The sequence below is a fragment of the Mycobacterium sp. ENV421 genome (assembly GCF_002887815.1).
Taxonomy (GTDB): domain Bacteria; phylum Actinomycetota; class Actinomycetes; order Mycobacteriales; family Mycobacteriaceae; genus Mycobacterium.
Map to the genome: position 1 here is coordinate 189188 of NZ_PDHO01000008.1, position 22466 is coordinate 211653.

General features: G+C 68.0%; 16 protein-coding genes, 1 tRNA gene and 1 pseudogene. 10 read left to right on the plus strand and 8 right to left on the minus strand.

What is annotated here, in order from left to right:
- Window positions 1–37: 37 nt before the first annotated feature.
- Together CRM90_RS13045 and CRM90_RS13050 are read right to left on the minus strand one after the other, a co-directional pair.
- Window positions 38–406 (minus strand): SpoIIAA family protein, encoded by a 369-nt coding sequence (locus CRM90_RS13045; protein ID WP_102807366.1) that lies wholly within the window; start codon window positions 404–406, stop codon window positions 38–40.
- 43 nt (window positions 407–449) lie between these two features.
- Window positions 450–1418: a TerC family protein gene (locus tag CRM90_RS13050; protein WP_102807367.1), complete on the minus strand. Its 969-nt coding sequence runs from the start codon at window positions 1416–1418 to the stop codon at window positions 450–452.
- A 208-nt stretch (window positions 1419–1626) separates the two neighbouring features.
- On the opposite strand from CRM90_RS13050, the gene CRM90_RS13055 reads away from it, so the two are divergent.
- The 5 genes from CRM90_RS13055 to CRM90_RS13075 are packed head-to-tail and all read left to right on the plus strand — an operon-like array spanning window position 1627 to window position 9235.
- Window positions 1627–5556, plus strand: coding sequence for a Pls/PosA family non-ribosomal peptide synthetase (locus tag CRM90_RS13055; RefSeq protein WP_102807398.1), 3930 nt, complete (start codon window positions 1627–1629; stop codon window positions 5554–5556).
- Window positions 5553–6890, plus strand: a complete 1338-nt coding sequence (locus tag CRM90_RS13060) for a M1 family metallopeptidase (RefSeq protein WP_102807368.1) — start codon at window positions 5553–5555, stop codon at window positions 6888–6890. Before CRM90_RS13055 ends, CRM90_RS13060 begins: the two co-directional genes overlap by 4 nt.
- Window positions 6887–8173, plus strand: a complete 1287-nt coding sequence (locus CRM90_RS13065) for a polysaccharide biosynthesis protein (RefSeq protein ID WP_370507841.1) — start codon at window positions 6887–6889, stop codon at window positions 8171–8173. Before CRM90_RS13060 ends, CRM90_RS13065 begins: the two co-directional genes overlap by 4 nt.
- A gap of 25 nt (window positions 8174–8198) precedes the next feature.
- Window positions 8199–8900, plus strand: coding sequence for a polyprenyl-phospho-N-acetylgalactosaminyl synthase PpgS (ppgS, locus tag CRM90_RS13070; protein ID WP_102807369.1), 702 nt, complete (start codon window positions 8199–8201; stop codon window positions 8898–8900).
- Window positions 8897–9235 (plus strand): DUF2304 domain-containing protein, encoded by a 339-nt coding sequence (locus CRM90_RS13075; protein WP_102807370.1) that lies wholly within the window; start codon window positions 8897–8899, stop codon window positions 9233–9235. Before ppgS ends, CRM90_RS13075 begins: the two co-directional genes overlap by 4 nt.
- Here CRM90_RS13075 and CRM90_RS13080 read toward each other — a convergent pair.
- On the minus strand, window positions 9232–10164 hold the full coding sequence (locus CRM90_RS13080; RefSeq protein WP_102807400.1) for an NAD-dependent epimerase/dehydratase family protein: 933 nt from the start codon (window positions 10162–10164) through the stop codon (window positions 9232–9234). The genes CRM90_RS13075 and CRM90_RS13080 overlap by 4 nt on opposite strands.
- Window positions 10165–10202: 38 nt before the next feature.
- Here CRM90_RS13080 and CRM90_RS13085 point away from each other — a divergent pair, with 38 nt between their 5' ends.
- Window positions 10203–11993 (plus strand): hypothetical protein, encoded by a 1791-nt coding sequence (locus CRM90_RS13085; protein WP_102807371.1) that lies wholly within the window; start codon window positions 10203–10205, stop codon window positions 11991–11993.
- 27 nt (window positions 11994–12020) lie between these two features.
- Entirely contained in the window at window positions 12021–12389 is a 369-nt protein-coding gene (locus CRM90_RS13090; RefSeq protein ID WP_102807372.1) for a carboxymuconolactone decarboxylase family protein, read from the plus strand.
- Window positions 12390–12439: 50 nt separating this feature from the next.
- Here CRM90_RS13090 and CRM90_RS13095 read toward each other — a convergent pair.
- Window positions 12440–12515 (minus strand) — tRNA-Thr (locus tag CRM90_RS13095).
- A 23-nt stretch (window positions 12516–12538) separates the two neighbouring features.
- Window positions 12539–13753 carry a DNA polymerase III subunit delta' gene (locus CRM90_RS13100; protein ID WP_102807373.1) on the minus strand — a complete coding sequence of 405 codons (1215 nt, stop codon included), beginning with the start codon at window positions 13751–13753 and terminating at the stop codon, window positions 12539–12541.
- A 72-nt stretch (window positions 13754–13825) separates the two neighbouring features.
- On the opposite strand from CRM90_RS13100, the gene CRM90_RS13105 reads away from it, so the two are divergent.
- A complete protein-coding gene (locus CRM90_RS13105) occupies window positions 13826–15448 on the plus strand; it encodes an adenylate/guanylate cyclase domain-containing protein (protein ID WP_199189888.1) in 1623 nt (540 codons plus the stop codon).
- On the opposite strand, the gene topA is transcribed toward CRM90_RS13105, so the two are convergent.
- From topA to CRM90_RS13120, 3 genes are all read right to left on the minus strand, one after another.
- Window positions 15445–18252, minus strand: a complete 2808-nt coding sequence (topA, locus tag CRM90_RS13110) for a type I DNA topoisomerase (protein WP_102807375.1) — start codon at window positions 18250–18252, stop codon at window positions 15445–15447. The two genes, CRM90_RS13105 and topA, sit on opposite strands and share 4 nt — an antisense overlap.
- A 113-nt stretch (window positions 18253–18365) precedes the next feature.
- Complete coding sequence (locus tag CRM90_RS13115; RefSeq protein ID WP_102807376.1) at window positions 18366–18944, minus strand: hypothetical protein; 579 nt, start codon at window positions 18942–18944, stop codon at window positions 18366–18368.
- A gap of 154 nt (window positions 18945–19098) precedes the next feature.
- Window positions 19099–19302, minus strand: a complete 204-nt coding sequence (locus CRM90_RS13120; RefSeq protein WP_005138711.1) for a cold-shock protein — start codon at window positions 19300–19302, stop codon at window positions 19099–19101.
- Window positions 19303–19591: 289 nt separating this feature from the next.
- Between CRM90_RS13120 and CRM90_RS13125 the strand changes: the two genes are divergently transcribed.
- Complete coding sequence (locus CRM90_RS13125; protein ID WP_102807377.1) at window positions 19592–21919, plus strand: DEAD/DEAH box helicase; 2328 nt, start codon at window positions 19592–19594, stop codon at window positions 21917–21919.
- A gap of 308 nt (window positions 21920–22227) precedes the next feature.
- Window positions 22228–22428, plus strand: a pseudogene (locus CRM90_RS13130) (GAF domain-containing protein); the annotation flags it as partial.
- Between the last annotated feature and the right edge of the window lie 38 nt (window positions 22429–22466).

Here is a 22466-nt window from a genome sequence, read left to right on the forward strand (position 1 = left end):
TAGGCCCACTATGTTTCGGCGGTGCTACGGCTACGGCCTAGCCGGCCGCCCACTGCTTGGCCTGCTCGAGCTCGCCGAGGCCGAACACCGCGACGTCACCGGGCATCAGCCAGCCCACCGCGTGAATGGTGTGGATCACCCACTCCTTGTCGCTGACCACCGCGACGCGCTTGAAGGCGCCGTGCCGGGTGAACAGCGTGCCCAAGCCGAGTTTGAGATCCTCGACCAGACCGCCGGGCCCGAACCCCTCGTAGTCGGAGTCGATGACTTCGACGATCCGGATGTCGCCACCCTTCATCAGGTCGTCCATGGCGGGCTTGAACGCCTTGAGGTCTTCGCCGCTCACCCGGCCTGACACCCGAATGCCCGTCACACCCTCGGGCAGGTCGGAAAGGACTTCGATCATCTCTTCAGCGTAGAACCGTGCCCGCTCCGGCGGCCCGGCTTTTTCAGCGTTTGTCGACCACCTGGGTCTTGATCAGGCTGGCGACCATGGTCAGGAACAGCGTCAGGATGATCACCGCCAGACTCAGCAGCGTCGGGATCTCCGGGACGTGCAAGCCCTCACCGCCGTTGATGAACGGCAGCTCGTTCTCATGCAGGGCGTGCAGCACCAGCTTGACGCCGATGAAGAACAGGATGAAGGCCAGGCCCTGCGACAGGTACACCAGGCGGTTGAGCAGATCACCCAGCAGGAAGTAGAGCTGGCGCAGCCCCATCAGCGCGAACAGATTTGCGGTGAACACGATGTAGGGCTCGCGGGTCAGGCCGTAGATCGCCGGGATGGAGTCCAGCGCGAACAGCAGATCGGTGGTGCCCAGGGCGACGATGACCATGAACATCGGCGTCATCAGCCGCTTGCCGCCCTCCTTGACGTACAGCTTCAGCCCGTCCCATTTGTCGGTCGACGGAACATATTTGCGGGCCAGCCGAACCACGGTGTTCTCGGCGTCGTCGTCGTGCTCGGTGTCGCGGGCCAGCCGGATCGCGGTGTACACCAGGAACGCGCCGAAAATATAGAAGATCCACGAAAACTGTTCGATGGCAACGGCGCCCAGCGCGATGAAGATACCGCGGAAGATCAGCGCCAGGACGATGCCGATCAGAAGTGCCTCTTGCTGATAGATCTTGGGCACTTTGAAGCTGGCCATGATGATGATGAAGATGAACAGGTTGTCCACCGACAGGCTGTACTCGGTGAGCCAGCCCGCGTAGAACTCCAGGCCGAACTGGCCGCCGTGGAAGTTCCACACCCACACGCCGAATGCGATGGCCAGGCCGATGTAGAACGACAGATAGATGCCGCACTCACGCATCGTGGGTTCGTGCGGGCGACGCGCGATGAAGATCACGTCGAACAGGAGCACTGCGACCGTCACGCCGATGGTGATGAACCATTCGAGCGGTGTCACATTCATAGAGGACCTCCGGGCGTCACAAAACGTCCGAGGTCTCTTCCGCCGAGCAAAGCTCGGCCCGCGGCACCGGACGACCAACGTTGGCCGCCGTGGTGACGACACCGCGACGAAGGAATACTCCCCTCTGGCAGCAGTGTGTCAGGTCGGCGCACCCAGCAGCAAACCGAACGAGGGATCGCCTCGGCCACCGGCCGCGTCCGGCACCGCGATGTCGACGAGGCGGCCTAGGATCCTCGTCGTGGCGACGCCGGAAATTCCCCCGCAATACCTGTTGTCGGAGCAGGCACCGGCCCCGCGCACCCTTATCGACATCCTCTACGACACCGCCAATCGGTACCCCGAGGCCGCCGCCATCGACGACGGCACGGTGCAGCTGACCTACGCCGAGCTGATCGCCGACATCGAGGAGAGCGTCGACTGGCTGGCCGCCCGCGGCATCGGCCGCGGCGACCGGATCGGCATCCGGATGCCGTCCGGCAGTTACGCCCTCTACGTCGCGATCCTCTCCACGCTGGCCGCCGGTGCGGCCTACGTCCCGGTCGACGCCGATGACCCCGACGAGCGCGCCGAGCTGGTGTTCAATGAGGCCGGCGTGGTCGCCGTCATCACCGAGGCCGGCCTGACCCGCGGGCCGGGTTCGTCGCGCGGATGGCGGGCGACGGCCCCACTGGGTCGCGACGACGCGTGGATCATCTTCACCTCGGGATCCACCGGAACCCCCAAGGGTGTCGCGGTCACCCACCGCAACGCGGCGGCGTTCGTCGACGCCGAGGCGCGAATGTTCCTGCAGAGCAACCCGATCGGACCCGCCGACCGGGTGCTGGCCGGTTTGTCGGTGGCGTTCGACGCCTCGTGCGAAGAGATGTGGCTGGCCTGGCGGTACGGCGCATGTCTGGTGCCTGCGCCTCGCGCCCTGGTGCGCAGCGGCATGGACCTCGGGCCGTGGCTGGTGGCGCGGGACATCACCGTGGTGTCCACGGTGCCGACGCTGGCGTCGCTCTGGCCGGCCGAGGCGCTGGAAGCGGTGCGGCTGCTGATCTTCGGCGGCGAAGCCTGCCCGCCCGAGTTGGCCGAACGGCTCGCGGTCGAAGGCCGCGAGGTGTGGAACACCTACGGCCCGACCGAGGCAACCGTGGTGGCCAGCGCCGCCCGCCTCGACGGCCGCAGCCCGGTCAGCATCGGGCGCCCGCTGCCGGGCTGGGACCTGGCGGTGGTCGACTCCACCGGTGCCCCGGTCGCTCTCGGCGAGGTGGGCGAGCTGGTGATCGGCGGCGTCGGCCTGGCCCGCTACCTGGACCCGGAGAAAGACGCCGAGAAGTACGCGCCGATGCCGTCACTGGAGTGGGCACGGGCCTACCGCAGCGGCGACCTCGTCCGGCTGGAGGCCGACGGACTGTATTTCCAGGGTCGCGCCGACGACCAGGTCAAGGTCGGCGGACGCCGCATCGAACTCGGTGAGGTCGACTCGGCGCTGGTGAACCTGCCCGGCGTCAGCGGCGCAGCGGCAGCGGTGCGGCGCACCGCCAGCGGCACTCCGATGCTCGTCGGCTACATCTCCAGCGCCAACCCCGATTTCGACCTCGCCGCGGCCCGGACCCACCTGGCCGAGGCCCTGCCCGCCGCGCTGGTGCCGCGCCTGGTGCTGCTCGACGAGCTGCCGACCCGGACCTCGGGCAAGGTCGATCGCAACGCGCTGCCGTGGCCGCCGCCGGGCTATCAGGACTCCGAACCCGACCTGGGCGGCACCATGGGCTGGCTGGCCGGGTTGTGGCGGGACGTCCTCGGCGCCGTGGTGGACGGCCCGGAGGCGGACTTCTTCGCGCTCGGCGGCGGCTCGCTGTCGGCGGCTCAGCTGGTGGCCGCGCTGCGTGAGCGCTATCCACAGCTGACCGTCGCCCAGCTCTACGACCACCCCCGGCTGGGGTCGCTGGCCGAATTCCTCGACGAACAGAAGCCGGCGGCCGCGGTCACCCCACGCCACGTCACGCCGACGCCGGTGTCGACGCAGGCGGCCCAGGTGTTGCTGTCGGTGCCGCTTGCCACGCTGACCGGGCTGCAATGGGTGACGTGGCTGGCGCTGATCAACAACGTGGCCGCCGCTGTGCATCCGCTGCCGTGGCTGGCACCGCTCAACTGGTGGCTGGTGGCGGTGGCCTTCGTCCTGTTCATCACCCCGATCGGCCGGATGGGCATCGCTGTGCTGGGCGCGCGGACCCTGCTGTCCGGGCTGGAGCCTGGCACCTATCGGCGGGGCGGATCCGAACACCTGCGGGTGTGGCTGGCCGAACGGCTGGCCGACGCCAGCGGCGCCGAGAACCTCGCGGGTGCGCCCTGGCTGGTGTACTACGCACGAGCGCTGGGTAACAGGATCGGCAAAGGCGTGGATCTGCATTCGGCGCCCCCGGTGACCGGCATGCTCACGCTCGGCCACCGGGTTTCCATCGAACCGGAGGTCGACCTGACCGGGCATTGGATCGACGGCGACCTCTTCCACGTCGGCCCGATCAGCGTCGGCAACGACGCCAGCATCGGGGCACGCACCACGCTGTTCCCGGGTGCCGTCGTCGGAAAAGACGCCGACGTTGCGCCCGGCTCGGGCGTGGTCGGCAAGGTGAAAAACGGGCAGTACTGGAAGGGTTCGCCGGCGGTGAAGTCCGGCAAGGCCCGCCATCCCTGGCCGGAGCACCGGCCGCCGCGTGCCGCCCTGTGGGTGGCCGTCTACGGTGTGACGTCCATGCTCCTCGGCGCGGTGCCGCTGCTGGCGCTGGCGATCGGGTTGGGTGTGCTGGTCTGGCCGGCTCGGCACAGTGCGACGCTGGGTTCGGCCCTGGCCGCGGCGGCGCCGTGGATTCCGGTGGCCGCGCTGGTCGCCCTGGTGGTGTACGCGGCGTCCACGGTCGTGGCGGTGCGGATTCTCGCGATCGGGCTGCGCGAGGGCTATCACCCGGTACGCAGCCGGGTGGGCTGGCAGCTGTGGACCACCGAACGGCTGATGGATGCCGCCCGCAACTACCTGTTCCCCGTCTACGCCAGCCTGCTCACCCCGTGGTGGCTGCGGGCGCTCGGCGCGAAAGTGGGCCGCAACACCGAGATTTCGACCGCGCTGCTGACCCCGAAGTTCACCGTCGTAGAAGACGGCGCATTTCTGGCCGACGACACCATGGTGGCCTCCTACGAACTGGGCGGCGGCTGGATCCACGTCGCCAAGGCCACCGTCGGCAAGCGCGCCTTCCTCGGCAACTCCGGCATCACCCAGCCGGGCCGACGCGTGCCCGACGACGGCCTGGTGGCGGTGCTTTCAGCCGCCCCGCACAAGGCGAAAGCCGGTTCGTCGTGGCTGGGGAGTCCGCCGATCCGGTTGCGCCGCCGCGCCGACGAAGGCGACGCATCACTGACCTTCAGCCCGCCGATGCGATTGAAGGTGATGCGCGCCGCGGTCGAAACCTGCCGACTGTTCCCGGTGATGGTCACCTTCGCGATCGGAGTGGCGGTGCTGGCCGCGCTGCAGGCCTTGGCGCTCGAATTCGGCTACGCCCTCGCCGCGCTGGCCGGCGGCGTCGTGTTGCTGATCGCGGGCGCAGTCGCGGGCGGCACCGCGGTGGCCGCCAAATGGCTTGTGGTGGGCCGTATTCCGGCCGACGAGCAGCCCCTCTGGTCGTCGTTCGTGTGGCGTAACGAGGTGTCAGACACGTTCGTGGAGACGGTGGCGGCGCCGTGGTTCGCCCGCGCCGCCAGCGGCACCCCCGTGATGAACCTCTGGCTGCGGGCGCTGGGCGCCAAGATCGGCCGGGGCGTCTGGTGTGAGACGTACTGGCTTCCGGAAGCCGACCTGGTGACACTGCAGCGCGCCAGCACCGTCAACCGCGGGTGCGTGGTGCAGACGCACCTGTTCCATGATCGGATCATGCGGATGGACACCGTCGTGCTCGACGAGGGTGCCACACTGGGCCCGCACTGCGTGGCGTTGCCCGCCGCCAGGCTCGGCGCAGGCGCCACCGTCGGCCCGGCATCGCTGGTGATGCGCGGCGACGAGGTACCGCCGTCAACCCGCTGGCAGGGCAATCCGATTGCGCCGTGGCTCGTTTCGAGGAAGAAGACCCGCAACGATGCGCGCAAAGCCGAGGACAGCGCCGCGTGAAACAACCCGCCAAGAAGGCCGCCAAGAAAGGCGGCCCACCGGTCATCGATCCGTATCTGCCGAACAACGGCAACTTCGGCTATCGGGTGTCACGCTACGAACTGGACCTGGAGTACAAGGTCGCGATCAACCGGCTGACCGGTACCGCCACCATCACCGCGGCGACGCTGGCGTCCCTGAAGACGTTCACACTGGATCTGTCCGCCGCCCTGTCGGTGTCGAAGGTGACGGTCAACGGCCGTCGACCGTCGAACTTCTCCGCATCCAACGGCAAGCTGCACATCACCCTGTCCACGCCGTTGCCCGCCGGTGCGGCGATGTCGATCAGCGTGCGCTACGGCGGCAACCCCCGACCGATTCGAAGTTATTGGGGTGAAGTCGGTTTCGAGGAGTTGTCCAACGGCGCACTGGTGGCCGGCCAGCCGAACGGCGCAGCGTCGTGGTTCCCGTGCGACGACCATCCCAGCGCCAAGGCCAGCTACCGGATCCAGATCAGCACCGATAGCCCCTACCGTGCGGTGGCCAACGGTGAACTGGTCTCGCGGCGCGTTCGGGCCGCCCACACGGTGTGGACCTACGAACAGCCGGAGCCGACCTCGACCTATCTGATCACCCTGCAGATCGGCATGTACGGCGCCCACAAGCTGCCCAAATCCCAGGTGCCGATGCAGGCGGTGCTGCCCGACCGGCTGCGTCCCGAGTTCGACCAGGACTTCGGCCGTCAGCCGCAGATGATGAAGTTGTTCGTCAAGCTGTTCGGCCCGTACCCGTTGAGCAACGGCTACACCGTTGTGGTGACTGATGACGATCTGGAGATACCGCTTGAAGCACAAGGTATCTCGATCTTCGGCGCCAACCACTGTGACGGCAAGCGCGGCGCCGAACGGCTGATCGCCCACGAGTTGGCCCATCAGTGGTTCGGCAACAGCGTGACCGCGCGGCGCTGGCGCGACATCTGGTTGCACGAGGGATTCGCCTGCTACGCCGAATGGCTGTGGTCGGAGAACTCCGGCGGACGCTCCGCCGATCAGTGGGCCCGCCACTATCACGCCAAGCTGGCGTCCTCGCCGCAGAACCTGTTGCTGGCCGATCCCGGGCCGCGGGATATGTTCGACGACCGGGTCTACAAGCGCGGTGCGCTCACCCTGCACGTGCTGCGCGGCACCCTCGGCGACGAGAAATTCTTTGCGCTGCTGCGTGATTGGACCAGCCGCCACCAGCACAGCACGGTGGTGACCGACGACTTCACCGGTCTTGCCGCCAACTACGCCGATGTCTCGCTGCGTCCGCTGTGGGATGCCTGGCTGTATTCCACCGAGGTGCCGCGGCTGTGACCGACGCGGGTGCCTCGTTCGAGGCGCTTAGCGCCACCGGTGCTGACCAGATCAGCGGCACCGGGGCGATCACCCGCAGCAGTGTGGCCAGAGTCGGCGCGGCCACGGCGATCTCGGCGGTGTGCGGATACGCGGTCCTTTACCTGGCCGCCCGCGCGCTGGACCCGGCCGGCTTCTCGGTGTTCGGGGTGTTCTGGGGTGCGTTCGGTTTGGTCGGCGGCGCGGCGTACGGACTGCTGCAGGAGGCCACCCGGGAGGTCCGCTCCGCAGGTTATGTCGAGATCGCCGAGGGACCCCGAACGCACCCGATGCGGATCGCGACGGCGGTCGGCGTGGTGTCCGCCCTTGTCATGGCCGGCACCTCGTTCCTCTGGGCGCCGCACGTGTTCAGCGTGTCCCGGCCGCTATCGGTGGTGCTGCTGAGCGTTGGTCTGGCCGGATTCTGCATTCACGCAACACTTTTGGGTCTGCTCGCCGGTACCGGCCGGTGGGGTGGTTACGGGGCGCTGATGGTCACCGACGCCATCATGCGGGTGGTGGTCGCGGTGGCGGCCTTCGCGGTGGGCTGGGGGTTGGACGGCTTCTTGTGGGCGACGGTCGCCGGTGCGATCGGATGGCTGCTGCTGCTGTCGGTGTCACCGGGTGCGCGGACCGCGGCCGGGCTGCGCACTCCCGGCAGTACCGCCACCTTCCTGCGCGGGGCCGGACACTCGATCGCCGCCGCGGGCGCCAGCGCCATCCTCGTGATGGGCTTCCCGGTGCTGCTGAAGGCGACCTCCGGCGGCGACCTCGGCGCGGCCGGCGGCGTGGTGATCCTGGCGGTGACGCTGACCCGCGCTCCCCTGCTGGTTCCGCTCACGGCGATGCAGGGCAACCTGATCGCACACTTCGTCGACCACCGCGGCCACCGGCTCAGGTCGCTGATCGCGCCGGCGGCGGTGGTCCTGGTGCTCGGTGCCGTGGGGGTGGTGGCCGCCGGACTGCTCGGGCCGTGGCTGATCCGGGTGGCGTTCGGCGACGAGTACGGCCCGGGCGGACTCCTGCTGGCCTGGCTGACCGCCGGCGCGGTGGCGATCGCACTGCTGACCGTAACCGGGGCCGCGACCGTCGCCGCCGGCCTGCACCGGGCTTACTCGATCGGCTGGGTCGGGGCCACCGTCGTCTCCGCAGCCCTGTTGAGCCTGCCCATGGGCCTGACCGATCGCACCGTGGTGGCCCTGCTGTGCGGACCGCTGGTCGGCATCGTCGTCCACCTGGCCGCGCTGGGCCGCGCCGCACGCTGAAGCCACAGTTCTCGGCGTGTACCTTGTGGACATCGACACGTCCTACCCCGACGCCTGGATCATCGTTCCGGCGTTCAACGAGGCGCAGGTCATCGCCGACGTCATCGCGGACCTGCGCCAAGTCTTCGACCACGTGGTCTGCGTCGACGACGGCAGCAAGGACGGCACCGCCGACATCGCCTGGCGGGCGGGCGCCCACGTGGTCCGCCACCCCGTGAATCTGGGGCAGGGCGCGGCCATCCAGACCGGGGTCGAGTACGCCCGCCGCCAGCCCGGCGCAGCGGTGTTCGTCACCTTCGACGCCGACGGCCAGCACCGCGTCAAGGACGTCCTCGCCATGATCGAGCGGCTGTCCAAGGGCGACGTCGACATCGTGATCGGCACCCGTTTCGCCGGCACCACCGTCAGCCACACACCGCCGCTCAAACGGGTGATCCTGCGCGCGGCGGCCGTGCTGAGCCCCAGCAGCCACCGGCTGCATCTGACCGACTCGCACAACGGGCTGCGCGTGTTCAACAAGACCGTGGCCGACAACCTCAATCTGACGATGAACGGGATGAGCCACGCCGGGGAGTTCATCACCCTGATCGCCGAAAACCATTGGCGGGTAACCGAAGAGCCGGTCGAGATTCTCTACACCGACTACTCGATGTCCAAGGGTCAACCGCTGCTCAACGGGGTGAACATCGTCTTCGACGGGTTTCTGCGCGGAAGGATGCGCCGATGAACTGGATCCAGGTCCTGCTGATCGCGGCGGTGATCGCACTGCTGGTCTACCTGCTGCGGTCCCGCACCAACGCGAAGGCCAAAGCCTGGGTGAAGGTCGGCTACGTGCTGTTCGTGGTGCTGGCGATCTACGCCATCCTTCGCCCGGATGACACCACGGTGCTGGCCAACTTCCTGGGGGTTCGCCGTGGCGCGGACCTGATCACCTATTCGCTGATCATCGCGTTCGTGTTCACCACGTTGAGCACGTATCTGCGGTTCAAGGAACTCGAGCTGAAGTACGCCCGCCTGGCCCGTGCGGTCGCCCTGGAGGGGGCGCGCACCCCGGAGCACTAGCCCCGGAAGTAGTCCACGGTGCGGGCGATGCCTTCTTCGAGGCGCACCCGCGGCTGCCAGCCCAGCACCATCTCCGCTTTGCGGACGTCCAGGCAGGACCGCTTCACATCGCCGAGCCGCGCCGGGGCGAACTCCGGGTCGTCGGCCACTCCGATCACCTTGGCCACCACCGAGTGAAGTTGACGGTCGCTGGTTTCCACGCCGGTGCCGATGTTGAACCGCTGCCCGCACCCGCCGGTTCCTGCGGCCCGGACGAAGGCGTCGACGACGTCGTCGACGAAGACGTAGTCGCGGGTGTTGGAGCCGTCGCCGTAGACCCGGGTGGGCAGGCCGGCCAGCAGCGCGTTGACGAAGATCGCGACGACGCCGGCCTCGCCGTGCGGGTCTTGGCGCGGGCCATAGACATTCGACGGCGCGATGAACGAGCAGTCCACGCCGTAGAGGTGGCGGAAGGCGTTGAGGTAGAGCTCGCCGGCCACCTTGCTTGCCGCGTAGGGCGACGCGGGGTCGACCGGGGCGGTTTCGTTGGTGGGGAAGTTCGTCGGCACGCCGTAGATCGATCCGCCCGAGGAGGCGTGCACGACCTTGCGGACACCGGAGCGCCTGGCCGCCTCGGCCAGCCGCACCGTGCCGACGACGTTGACCTCCGCGTCGAATTGCGGCTCTTCCACCGAGCGGCGCACGTCGATCTGCGCGGCCAGGTGGTGGACGACCTCGGGCTTGTGCCTGTCGAACAGGCCGATCAGGTCCGCGCCGGCGATGTCGGCCTCGATGAACTCGAACCTGCCGCCGGTGCTCGCCGCCGCCAGGTTGGCGCTGCTTCCGCGGCTCAGATCGTCGAGCCCGACGACGGTGTGCCCGTCGGCGAGCAGGCGGTCGACCAGCGTCGAACCGATGAAGCCGGCCGCGCCCGTGACCAGTACCTGCATGTCGGTCACCCTACCGACAGGTGAGTACAGTCGACGCGATGGCAGTTCCGACCCGGGTGGCGCGCATGCCACCGGTGGCTGCCGCGGCCGTCGCCCTGATTGCCGTTCAACTGGTGGTCCGGGCGATCCTGGCGTTCGGCGGTTACTTCTACTGGGATGACCTGATCCTGGTGGGCCGGGCCGGCACTCAGGACCTGTTGTCGACGTCGTATCTGTTCGACGATCACGACGGGCACGTCATGCCGGGAGCGTTTCTGGTGGCCGGGGTGATCACCCGGCTGGCCCCGCTGGTGTGGGCGTGGCCGGCGGCCAGCCTGGTGGTACTGCAGCTGCTGGTGTCGCTGTCGCTGCTGCGTGCGTTGCACGTGATCCTCGGCTGGCGACCGGTGTTGTTGATTCCGTTGACGTTTGCCTTGTTCAGCCCGCTGGGTGTGCCCGGATTCGCGTGGTGGGCGGCCGCGCTGAACTCGCTACCGATGCTCGCCGCGATGGCTTGGGTGTGTGCCGACGCAATCCTGCTGGTGCGCACCGGGAATCGACGGTATGCGATCACCGCGGTCCTGGTGTTCTTGGGCGGCCTGTTGTTCTTCGAGAAGGCGGCCGTGATCCCGTTCGTCGCGTTCGCGGTAGCCGCCCTGCTCTATCACGTCCAGGGCGGCAGCGCAGCGCTGCGCACGGTGTGGCATCGCGGCGTCGCGCTGTGGACGCCCGCGCTGGCGGTGACGGCGGTGTGGGTGGCCGTCTATCTGACCGTCGTCGATCACCGGCGCTGGAGCTCCGATCTGGCGATGACGTGGGATCTGTTGTCCCGCTCGATCACTCATGGGATCGTGCCGGGCCTGGCCGGCGGCCCGTGGCAGTGGCAGCGGTGGGCGCCGGCCTCGCCGTGGGCGGTGCCGCCGGTGTCGGTGATGATCCTGGGCTGGCTGGTGCTGGTCGCGGTCGTGGTCGTCTCGCTGTTGCGTAAGCGGCGAATCGGCGTTGTCTGGTTGGTTGCGGTCGGATACGCGGTGGCCTGTCAGATCCCGATCTATCTGCTGCGCTCGTCGAAGTTCACCGCCCTGGAACTGGCCCAGACCCTGCGGTACTTCCCCGATCTGGTCATTGTGTTGACATTGCTTGCGGCAGTGGCGTTCTGCGCGCCGAACCGTGACACCCGATGGCTGGACGCCTCGCGCGCCCGCACCGCAACGGTGTCGGCGGTCGCGCTGGCATTCGTGGTCAGCAGCGTGTATTCGACGTCGACGTTCCTGACGAGCTGGCGTGACAATCCCGCACAGCCCTACCTGCAGAACGCGGTCCGTGCGCTGGCGCAGGCGCGGGCGTCCTCGTCGGCGGCACTGCTCGACCAGGAGGTCGACCCACTGGTTCTGCAGCGGGTCGCGTACCCGGAGAACCTGGCCAGTCATATGTTCGCGCTCATTCACGACCGGCCCGAATTCGGCGGTTCCACCACACAATTGCGCATGCTCGACAGCAGCGGCCGGCTGGTGGACGCGATCGTCACCTGGACCCGCACGATCGTCGCGGGCCCACAGCCCGGCTGCGGCTATTTCGTCCAGCCCGACGCGCCGGTTCGCATGCCGCTGGACGGGCCGCTGCTGCCGGCGGACTGGACGGCCGAGATCAACTATCTCGCCAATAGCGACGGCTCGATGGTGATGTCGCTGAACGAGGGACCCGACACCAAGGTGCCCGTGCACCCCGGCCTCAACCGGGTCTTCGTCCGGCTGCCCGGCGCCGGCGACGCGATGACCGTGCGGGCGTCGACCGCCGCGCTCTCGCTGTGCCTGGCATCGGGCCCGGTCGGGTATCTGGCACCGCACTGATCCCGGCCGTATGCCAAAGTAGTTTGTATGTCTAACTTGCGCGAGGATGGCCTGCGTGTTTTCCGGGAGATGCTGCCAGGAACACTGCCCGACGGGGACGTCGACTTCGGTGGTGGGTTCGCCCCCGAACTGATGGATATCGGTGTCGAGAGCGTGTTCGGCCGGCTGTGGGCCCGCGAGGGGCTCAGTCGCCGCGACCGGAGCCTGGTGACGCTGGGCATCCTGATCGCGCTGCGGGCCACCGAGGAGATGGACGCCCACTTCCGGATCGCCCGGCAGAACGGACTGTCCGAGGAGGAATTGGCCGAGGTGATCTATCACGCCAGCGGCTACGCCGGGTTCCCGGCGGCGGCCACGGCCCGCAACATCGCCGCCACAGCGCTGTCGAGCGATTAGAGACGTACACGATTGCGCGGACTCATCCGCACAGTCGTGCGGGTAAAGAGTGGAGCCACCTAGGAGAATCGAACTCCTGACCTATTCATTACGAGTGAATTGCTCTACCGACTGAGCTAAGGTGGCACGGCCTCGACCGAGCAGTGAGTCTACAGGTCCGAACGCAGTGCCTGACCCACGGTGGCCACCATCGCATCGACGGCGAACTTGGGCTTGACGTTGATCGCCAGCGCCTCGCGACACTCGAGCACCGCTTCGATGCAGCGCAGCAGCCGCTCCGGGGACGCGTGCGCCGCCAGAGCCGCCACCCGCTCGGCCATGTCGGGGTGATTAGGCGCCACCGAGCCCGCGCCGTTGGCCACCACCAGGGCATCGCGGAAATACGTCGCCAGGTCGATCAGCGCACGGTCGAGGGCGTCGCGCGAGGCGCGGGTCTGCCGGGACTTCTGGCGCCGCTCGAGATCCTTGATCGCACCCGCCGACCCGCGCAGGGTCCCCGCCGTCCCCTTCCCGGTGCCGCCGGCTCCCAGCGCGGTGCGCAGTTCGTCCGCCTCCGCCTCGTCGCGGCCCACATTGAGGGCCTTGGCCTCGGCCTCGGCGGTGGCCACCAACTCCTCGGCGGCCGCATACGCGCGCGACGGCGTGGCGGCGTCGCGGGCCAGGCTCAGCGCGCGGGACCGGCGGTCGCGGGCGTCGGGATCGGTGGCCAGCCGCCGGGCCCGACCGACATGACCGCCACTGATCGACGCCGCCCAGTGCGCTTCCTCGGCGGACAACCCGTCACGGTCGATCAGCACCTGCGCGATCGCCCCGGCCGGCGGCGTCACCAGCGCGACGTGCCGGCACCGTGACCGCAGGGTGATGGCGATGTCCTCCGGGTCCACCGACGGCGCACACAGCAGGAACACCGTCGACGGCGGTGGTTCCTCCACCACCTTGAGCAGCGCGTTGGCCGCACCCTCGGTGAGACGGTCGGCGTCCTCCACGACGACGATCTGCCAGCGGCCGGTGCTGGGCCGCCGGGACGCGATCTGGACGATGGCGCGCATCTCGTGGACCCCGATGGACAGTCCCTCGGGGATGATCCGCCGGACATCGCCGTGGGTTCCGGCCATCGTCGTCGTGCACGCCCGGCACTCCCCGCAGCCGGGGGTGCCCTCGGCGGTGCACTGAAGGGCCGCCGCGAAGCACTGAGCGGCCACCGAGCGCCCCGATCCGGGCGGACCGGTGATCAGCCAGGCGTGTGTCATGGTGCCGGTGGCGGCCACATCGTGAGCGGAATCACCCCGGGCGGCCCGAGCGGCACCGACCAACTCCGCTTCCACGGCGCTTTGGCCCACCAACCGCGTGAAAACTCCGGACATCGCCTCAAACACTAGTGCGCAGCAACGACACAATCGCTGCCCACCGGCTTCTAGAGGTGCTGATCGGTCGGTCTGTACCGATACGGTGGGTTCGTGACCACCGCGCAACTCAGCCCGGGGCGGATCAATGGATTCGTCCGGTGGGTGGCGCGCACACCGTGGCCGGTGTTCACCCTGGGCATGCTGCAGGCCGACATCATCGGCGCTCTGCTGGTGCTGGGCTTCCTGCGGTTCGGGTTGCCGCCGTCGGATCGGGTCATGCTGCAGGACCTGCCGACGTTGAACCTGGTCATCTTTCTGAGCTACCTGTTCATTTCGTTCGCGGTGGGTGCCTTCGTCAGCCTCAAGCTGCTCGTTCCGGTGTTCCGCTGGCAACGCCGCGACGCGCTGCTGGCCGAGGACGACCCGGCCGCGACCGAGACGGCCCGGCTGCGGGCGCTGCGGATGCCCATCTACCGCTCGGTGATCAGCATGACCAACTGGGTGCTGGGCGCAGTGGTGTTCATCGCCGCCAGCTGGCCGGTGGCCAGCCATGCTGCCCCGGTGCTCGCGGTCTCCACGCTGCTGGGCGCCACGGCCACCACGATCATCGGCTACCTGCAATCCGAGCGTGTGCTGCGCCCGGTGGCGGTCGCCGCGCTGCGCGGCGGAGTTCCGGAGAAGTTCCACCGGCCGGGCGTCGTCCAGCGGCTGGTGCTGACCTGGCTGCTGTCCACCGGGGTGCCGCTGCTGGCGATCGTCCTGTCGGTGGTGGCCAGCAAGTTCTCGCTGCTCGCGGCGTCGGCCGACTCCCTGTTCACCCCGATCCTGCTGATGGCCGTCGCCGCGCTGGTGGTCGGGATGGCCGGCAACGTGCTCGCGGCCATGTCGATCGCCGATCCGCTGCGCCAGTTGCGCTGGGCGCTCGGAGAGGTCCAGCGCGGCAACTACAACGCCCACATGCAGATCTATGACGCCAGCGAGCTGGGCCTGCTACAGGCCGGCTTCAACGACATGGTCCGCGATCTGAGCGAACGGCAGCGGCTGCGCGACCTGTTCGGCCGCTACGTCGGTGAGGACGTCGCGCGGCGCGCCCTGGAGCGCGGCACCGAGCTCGGCGGCCAGGAGCGCGACGTCGCGGTGCTGTTCGTCGACCTGGTCGGCTCGACGCAGCTGGCCGCCTCACGTCCACCCAGCGAGGTCGTGAGCATGCTCAACGAGTTCTTCCGGGTGGTCGTCGACACCGTCAAGAAGCATGGCGGCTTCGTCAACAAGTTCCAGGGCGACGCGGCGCTGTGCATCTTCGGCGCGCCCATCGAACACCCCGATGCCTCCGGGGCGGCGCTGGCCGCCTCCCGCGAACTGCATGACGAGCTGGTCGGCGTGCTGGGCCAGACCGAGTTCGGTATCGGGGTCTCGGCCGGGCGAGCGATCGCCGGGCACATCGGCGCGCAGGCCCGGTTCGAGTACACCGTGATCGGCGACCCGGTCAACGAAGCCGCCCGATTGACGGAGCTGGCCAAGTTGGAGAACGGACACGTGCTGGCGTCGGCGATCGCGGTCAGCGGCGCCCTGGACGCCGAGGCGCTGTGCTGGAATGTCGGCGAGATCGTCGAGCTGCGCGGCCGCCGCGCGCCCACGCAGCTGGCCCGGCCGGTGAACCTTTTGCTGCCCAGCGAAACTCGCGGCGAAATGGCCACCGGCTCAGGCGGTTAGGCCTTTTTCGCGGCCTTCTTGGCCGGCGCCTTGCGCGTCGTCTTCTTTGCCGTGCGCTTGACCGGTCCACGAGCCCGGCGGTCGGCGAGCAGCTCGGAGGCCCGCTCGTCGGTGATCGACAGGACGTCGTCACCCTTGCGCAGGCTCGCGTTGGTTTCCCCGTCGGTGACGTACGGACCGAAGCGGCCGTCCTTGATCACCATGGGCTTGCCCGACGCCTGATCGACACCCAGCTCGCGCAGCGGCGGTGCGGCCGCACCTTGACGGCCACGACGTTTGGGCTCGGAGTAGATCTTCAACGCCTCTTCGAGGGTGATCTCGAAGATCTGATCCTCGGTCGCCAGCGAGCGAGAGTCGGTGCCGCGCTTGAGGTATGGGCCGTAGCGGCCGTTCTGCGCGGTGATTTCCTCGCCGTTGGCGGGATCCACGCCGACGACCCGCGGCAGTGAGAGCAGCTTCAGAGCGTCGTCGAGGGTGATGGTCTGCAGATCCATCGAGCGCAGCAGGGAACCGGTGCGCGGCTTGGGGCCGGTCGGCTTCTTGCCCTTCTTGGCGCCCACGCCGGGGTCATCGTCCGGCGGCGGGGGCAGCACCTCGGTGACGTACGGGCCGTATCGGCCGTCTTTGGCCACGATCTCGTGTCCGGACTCCGGGTCCACGCCGAGTGATCGGCCCTCTTGCGGTGTGGCGAAAAGGGTTTCGGCCATCTCGAGGGTCAGCTCGTCGGGGGTGATCTCGTCGTTGAGGTTGGCCCGCTGCGGCTTGAGCTCGCCGTCGGCACTGTCCGGATCGGCGATCATCCGCTCCAGGTACGGGCCGTTCTTGCCCACCCGAACCACGATCGGGCGGCCCTCTTCGTCGTCAAAGAGCTTGATGGAGTTGACTTCTCGGGCGTCGATACCTTCGAGGTTGACGCCCACCAGCTTCTTGAGGCCGCCGGCGCGCGCGATCGAATCCGCCACGCCGTGCTCGCCGCCGAAGTAGAAGTTGGACAGCCAGTTGGTGCGCCGCTCCTGGCCGGTGGCGATCTCGTCGAGTTCGTCCTCCATGGCGGCGGTGAAGTCATAATCCACCAGCCGACCGAAGTGCTGTTCGAGCAGACCGGTCACGGCGAACGCCACCCAGGACGGCACCAGCGCGCTGCCCTTCTTGTGCACATAGCCGCGGTCCTGGATCGTCTTGATGATCGAGGAATACGTTGAGGGACGGCCGATTCCGAGCTCCTCGAGCGCCTTGATCAGCGACGCCTCGGTGTAGCGGGCCGGCGGATTGGTGGTGTGACCGTCGGCCGTGAGCCCGGTGGCGTCCACCCGCTGACCCTGGCGCAGCTGCGGCAAGCGGCTCTCGGCGTCGTCGGCCTCACCGCCGGCCTGCTCGTCGACGGTCTCGACATAGGCCTTGAGGAAGCCGGCGAACGTGATGGTGCGGCCGCTGGCAGCGAACGTGACTTCCCGCCCGTCCGACGATGTTCCGCCGATACGCAGGCTCAACGTGGTGCCGCGGGCATCGGCCATCTGCGAGGCGACCGTGCGTTGCCAGATCAGTTCATAGAGCCGGAACTCGTCGGTGTCGAGTTCGCGATGCAGCGCCCCGGGGGTGGCGAAGACGTCACCGGCGGGACGGATCGCCTCGTGTGCCTCCTGCGCGTTCTTGACCTTGCGGGTGTACTGCCGCGGCGAGGGATGCACGTACTCGTCGCCGTAAAGCTGGCGGGCCTGATTGCGCGCGGCATCAATGGCCGACTGCGACAGTGTCGTCGAGTCGGTACGCATATAGGTGATGTAGCCGTTTTCGTACAGCCGCTGCGCGATGCTCATCGTGCGCTCGGCAGAGAACCGCAGTTTGCGGCCCGCCTCCTGCTGCAACGTCGAGGTCATGAACGGCGGGTACGGCTTACGGGTGTAGGGCTTCTCCTCCACCGACGCCACCGACAGGCCGGCGCCTCGCAAACCGGTGGCCAGCGAACCGGCCGCCGCCTCGTCGAGCACCACCACCTCGTCGGGCTTGCGGATCGCGCCGAGGGAGTCGAAGTCGCGGCCGGTGGCCACCCGCTTGCTGTCGACGTTGACCAGCCGGGCGGTGAACCGCGGCGGCGCGGCGTTCGGGTCCGAGACGCTGGCGTCGAGCTCGGCGATGATGTCCCAGTAGGAGGCGCTGCGGAAGGCCATCCGGTCGCGTTCGCGCTGAACGATGATGCGGGTGGCCACGGACTGCACCCGGCCCGCGGACAGCTTAGGGGCGACCTTCTTCCAGAGCACCGGGCTGACTTCGTAGCCGTAGAGCCGGTCGAGAATACGTCGGGTTTCCTGCGCGTCGACCAGATCGTTGTCGAGGTCGCGGGGGTTTTCGGCGGCCGCGCGGATGGCGGGCTCGGTGATCTCGTGAAAGACCATCCGCTTGACCGGGACGCGAGGCTTCAGCGTCTCCAGCAGGTGCCAGGCGATGGCCTCGCCCTCGCGGTCACCGTCGGTGGCCAGATAGAGCTCGTCGACATCCTTGAGCAGGCCCTTGAGCTCGGTGACCGTGCTCTTCTTCTCGGGGCTGATGATGTAGAGCGGCTCGAAGTTGTCTTCGACGTTGACGCCCAGCCGCGCCCAGGGCTCAGTTTTGTACTTGGCGGGCACGTCGGCGGCGTTGCGCGGCAGGTCGCGGATGTGCCCCCGGGACGACTCCACGATGTAATTGGAGCCCAGGTAACCCGCGATCTTGCGGGCCTTGGTGGGCGACTCGACGATGACGAGCCGCCGAACGGCGCCATTGCCCCGTCCGTCACCGCCGCTTCGGCGGCTTCCCTCGTCAGCCAACTGCCCTTACGCTCCACTTCTGTTTGTCCCTCAGGTACCCCCAAACCCGCGGGCACCTGACAATTTCGCACTCTGGACCGGTCAACGCAAACCGACCCTCGCAGGGGAATCTCTCAGATCCGAGGCCACGATGACAACGCTTCGATCTGATTCGGGGGTTCCCCGACGTTCTCTACCAGGCGCGATAGCCGCCGGCGGCCGCTGATTCTCAGTGCCGGCCGGGCGCCTCGAGTGCCGATCAGCGTGGGTGCGATCCCCACCCGCATCAACGCCGACGCCAGCGGTGAATGAGTGTCGGGCGCGTGCGGGTCGAGTCCGAGCAGGTACCGGTCGGACTCGGGAATGCCGGCTGCCAGCGTCCAGGCGCGCAGCTCCCGGGATCCGGGCAGCCATTGCGGCGGCACCGTCTTGACGGCCCCCCTGGTCCATTCTGCGGCGATTCCGGCCAGCCGTGCGTCCACAGCCGTCCGCACCAGCGGATTGTTCTCGTCGGTGCGGGTTATTTCGGCTGCGAGGCCGGTTTCGGTGATCATCTCCGCCAGCGCGTCGGCCCGCCACATGTCGTCGACCACCACCGACAACCGCGCCCCTCCGCCGACAACCACCACCTGTCCGGTGGTGGCGAGCAGCCCGGTGAGGTCGGCGACCGCGGGGGGCACCGACTCAGCCGAGAAGAAGGACAGCTGACTCACGAGTCGACAGTAAGGCAGTGGGACACGAGCGGGACGCACCCGAGCACTACGACTGGCGGCGGGCGTGGCGGGCCCTGGTTGGGACTCCCACCAACGAAAGCACCCCCGATGCCCGTTACCGGGACTCGGGGGTGTTTCGTGATGTCGCTGTTGATCAGACGGCGCGAACGCCTGTGGCCTGGGGGCCCTTGGGGCTCTGACCGACCTCGAACTCGACCCGTTGGTTCTCCTCAAGGGTGCGGAAGCCCGACCCCTGAATTTCCGTGTAGTGGACGAACACGTCGGCAGAGCCGTCCTCGGGTGCAATGAACCCGAAACCCTTCTCGGCGTTGAACCACTTCACAGTTCCCTGTGGCATCTTTCGTACTTTCCTTCTCTTCCAACCGGGAGCGGCCGACCGAGTTTTCGGCAGACCGGGCCCGTTCCGACCGCCATCCTTCGTGGAGTCGCCGGAACTCACCCGACCTACAACCCTCGCAGGAACCGCGATCGCAACGTCGATCCTGCGAGTGTTGACACACGAACACAGAAGCTGCGACCGCCCTTATCCAATCACGTCCAGAGCTGTTGCGACAGTCTCAGTGCTACTAACTGATGAACAATTCGATACAGGGATGTAGATCGCTTTTAGAAAGGGCTGATTTCAAATGGTGAGTTTCGGCAGCGAGCTGCTTAACGCAGCGGTCGCAGGTGCCGAATCATCGCCGGCTGCGCTGCTTCACGTGGCCGAGCTTCCCGCCCGCCAGGCGAGCGGAGCGGACTGGCCTGCCTGGGTTGATCCAGATGTGCTCCGCGCGTTCCATGATCACGGAATCGACGAGCCGTGGTCGCATCAGGTGCAAGCCGCCGAACTCGCGCACGCCGGCCGCCACGTCGTCATCAGCACGGGTACCGCATCGGGCAAGTCGCTGGCGTTCCAATTACCGATCATGGATGCGCTGGCGCGTGATCCGCGCGCCAGAGCACTTTATTTGTCCCCCACCAAAGCGCTCGGCCATGACCAATTGCGCACCGCCCATTCTTTGACCACCGCAGTGGCCGCGCTGGCCGACGTCGCACCGACTTCCTACGACGGTGACACACCGGTCGAGGTACGGAAATTCGCCCGCGAACGGTCGCGCTGGCTGTTCTCCAATCCCGACATGATCCATCTGTCGTTGCTGCGCAACCATGCCCGATGGGCGGTCTACCTGCGTGGATTGCGGTACATCGTCGTCGACGAATGCCACTACTATCGGGGCATTTTCGGTTCCAACGTGGCCATGGTGTTGCGACGGCTGCTGCGGCTGTGCCAGCGCTACGCCCCGGCGTCGGGCCCGGGGCCGACGGTCATCTTCGCCAGCGCGACCACCGCGGCCCCCGGCGAGACAGCGGCCGAGTTGATCGGGCAGACCGTGACGGCGGTGACCGAGGACGGGTCACCGCACGGCGCGCGCACGGTGGCGCTGTGGGAGCCGGAACTGCGGACCGATCTGACGGGCGAAAACGGTGCGCCGGTGCGCCGTTCGGCGGGTGCCGAGACAGCCCGCATGATGGCCGATCTGGTTGCTGAGGGAGCGCGGACGTTGACCTTCGTCAGGTCGCGGCGCGGGGCGGAGCTGACAGCGCTGGGCGCCCGGGCCCGGTTGGAGGACATCGCCCCGCATCTGCTCGACACCGTGGCGTCCTATCGGGCCGGGTACCTCGCGGAGGACCGCCGGGAACTGGAGCGCGCCCTCGCCGACGGCGAATTACGCGGGCTGGCCACCACGAATGCGCTCGAGCTGGGTATCGATATCGCCGGGCTCGATGCCGTTCTGCTGGCGGGCTTTCCGGGGACGGTGGCGTCGTTCTGGCAGCAGGCCGGCCGGTCGGGACGGCGCGGTCAGAGTGCGCTGGTGGTTCTCGTGGCCCGTGACGACCCGTTGGACACCTACCTGGTGCACCACCCGGAGGCGTTGCTGGACAAGCCGGTTGAGCGGGTGGTCATCGATCCGACGAACCCCTACGTCGTGGGTCCGCAGCTGCTGTGCGCGGCGACGGAGATGCCGTTGGAGGAAGCGGAAGTGCGGCGCTGGGAGGCCGAACCGGTGGCAGCCGAGTTGGTCGACGACGGGTTGCTGCGCCGGCGCGGCGGCAAGTACTTCCCCGCCGCCGGGCTCGATCCCCATCCGGCGGTGGACATCCGCGGTTCGGCCGGGGGCAGCATCGCGCTCGTCGAGGCCGGGACCGGACGCATGCTCGGCAGCGCCGACGCGGGCCAGGCGCCGGCCGCCGTTCACCCCGGTGCGGTGTATCTGCATCAGGGTGAGAGCTACCTGGTCGACTCGCTGAGCTTCTCCGACGGCGTGGCATTCGTACACGCCGAGGACCCCGGCTACACCACATTCGCCAGGGAGGTCACCGACATCGCGGTGACCGGGACAGGCGAACGCGTGCACCACGGCCCGGTGACACTGGGTCTGGTGCCGGTGTCGGTGACCCACCGGGTGATCGGCTACCTTCGCCGCCGGTTGTCCGGCGAGGTGATCGATTTCGTCGAACTGGACATGCCCGAGCACTGCCTGCAGACCACCGCCGTGATGTACACGATCACGCCGGAAGCATTGGCGCACAGCGGGATCGAACAACTGCGAATACCGGGCTCGTTGCATGCCGCCGAGCACGCCGCGATCGGGTTGCTGCCGCTGGTGGCCAGTTGCGACCGCGGCGATATCGGCGGCGTATCCACCGCCGTCGGGGCCGATGGCCTGCCCACGGTGTTCGTCTACGACGGGCATCCGGGAGGGGCCGGTTTCGCCGAGCGCGGCTATCGTCTCGTCAGTACCTGGCTGGGGGCCACCGCGGCCGCGATCGAAGCATGCGAATGCCCGCAGGGCTGCCCGTCATGTGTGCAGTCGCCCAAGTGCGGCAACGGGAATGACCCGTTGGACAAGTCCGGATCGGTCGCCGTCCTGAAGCTCGTTCTCGCACAGCTGGCTGCAGGCGGTGCCTGACCGGTGTGCCGACCGACCCCTCGAACAGTCGACACGCTCGATGCAAGCACGCGCCAGCGTGATGGCGCTGTGCCCCCACTGCTGGAGGCGTTGCGACAGCGTGACATCACTGCCCGCGGCGAACGGCCGGACAACGCGATCCGTTCCCATCCCGACAGGTCGGGTAGGCGAAAAGTACCGAACCGCGATTGCGGCCGCAAGAAAAACGGGATAGCGGCGGTTAGCCAGACCAACTCATTGTTTACCACCAGGGGATTCCGGCGGTCCGTCCCAAGATCGTCCCAAGGTGGCCTCGCTAAACTGCCACCATGACGCCCGACTGGCTGCTGGTGGAAACACTCGGCACCGAACCGGTGGTGGTCGCTCAAGGCCGTCAGATGAAGAATCTGGTACCCCTGGCCATCTATTTGCGACGCAACCCGCACCTGGCCGCAATCCAGACCGCGATCGCCGAGACCGTCGCGACCGGCAACAGCCTGGCCAGCATCACCCCTAAGCCTGAATCCGTGGATGGGCCGGTGATTTGATCGGCGTGTGAACAGCGAAA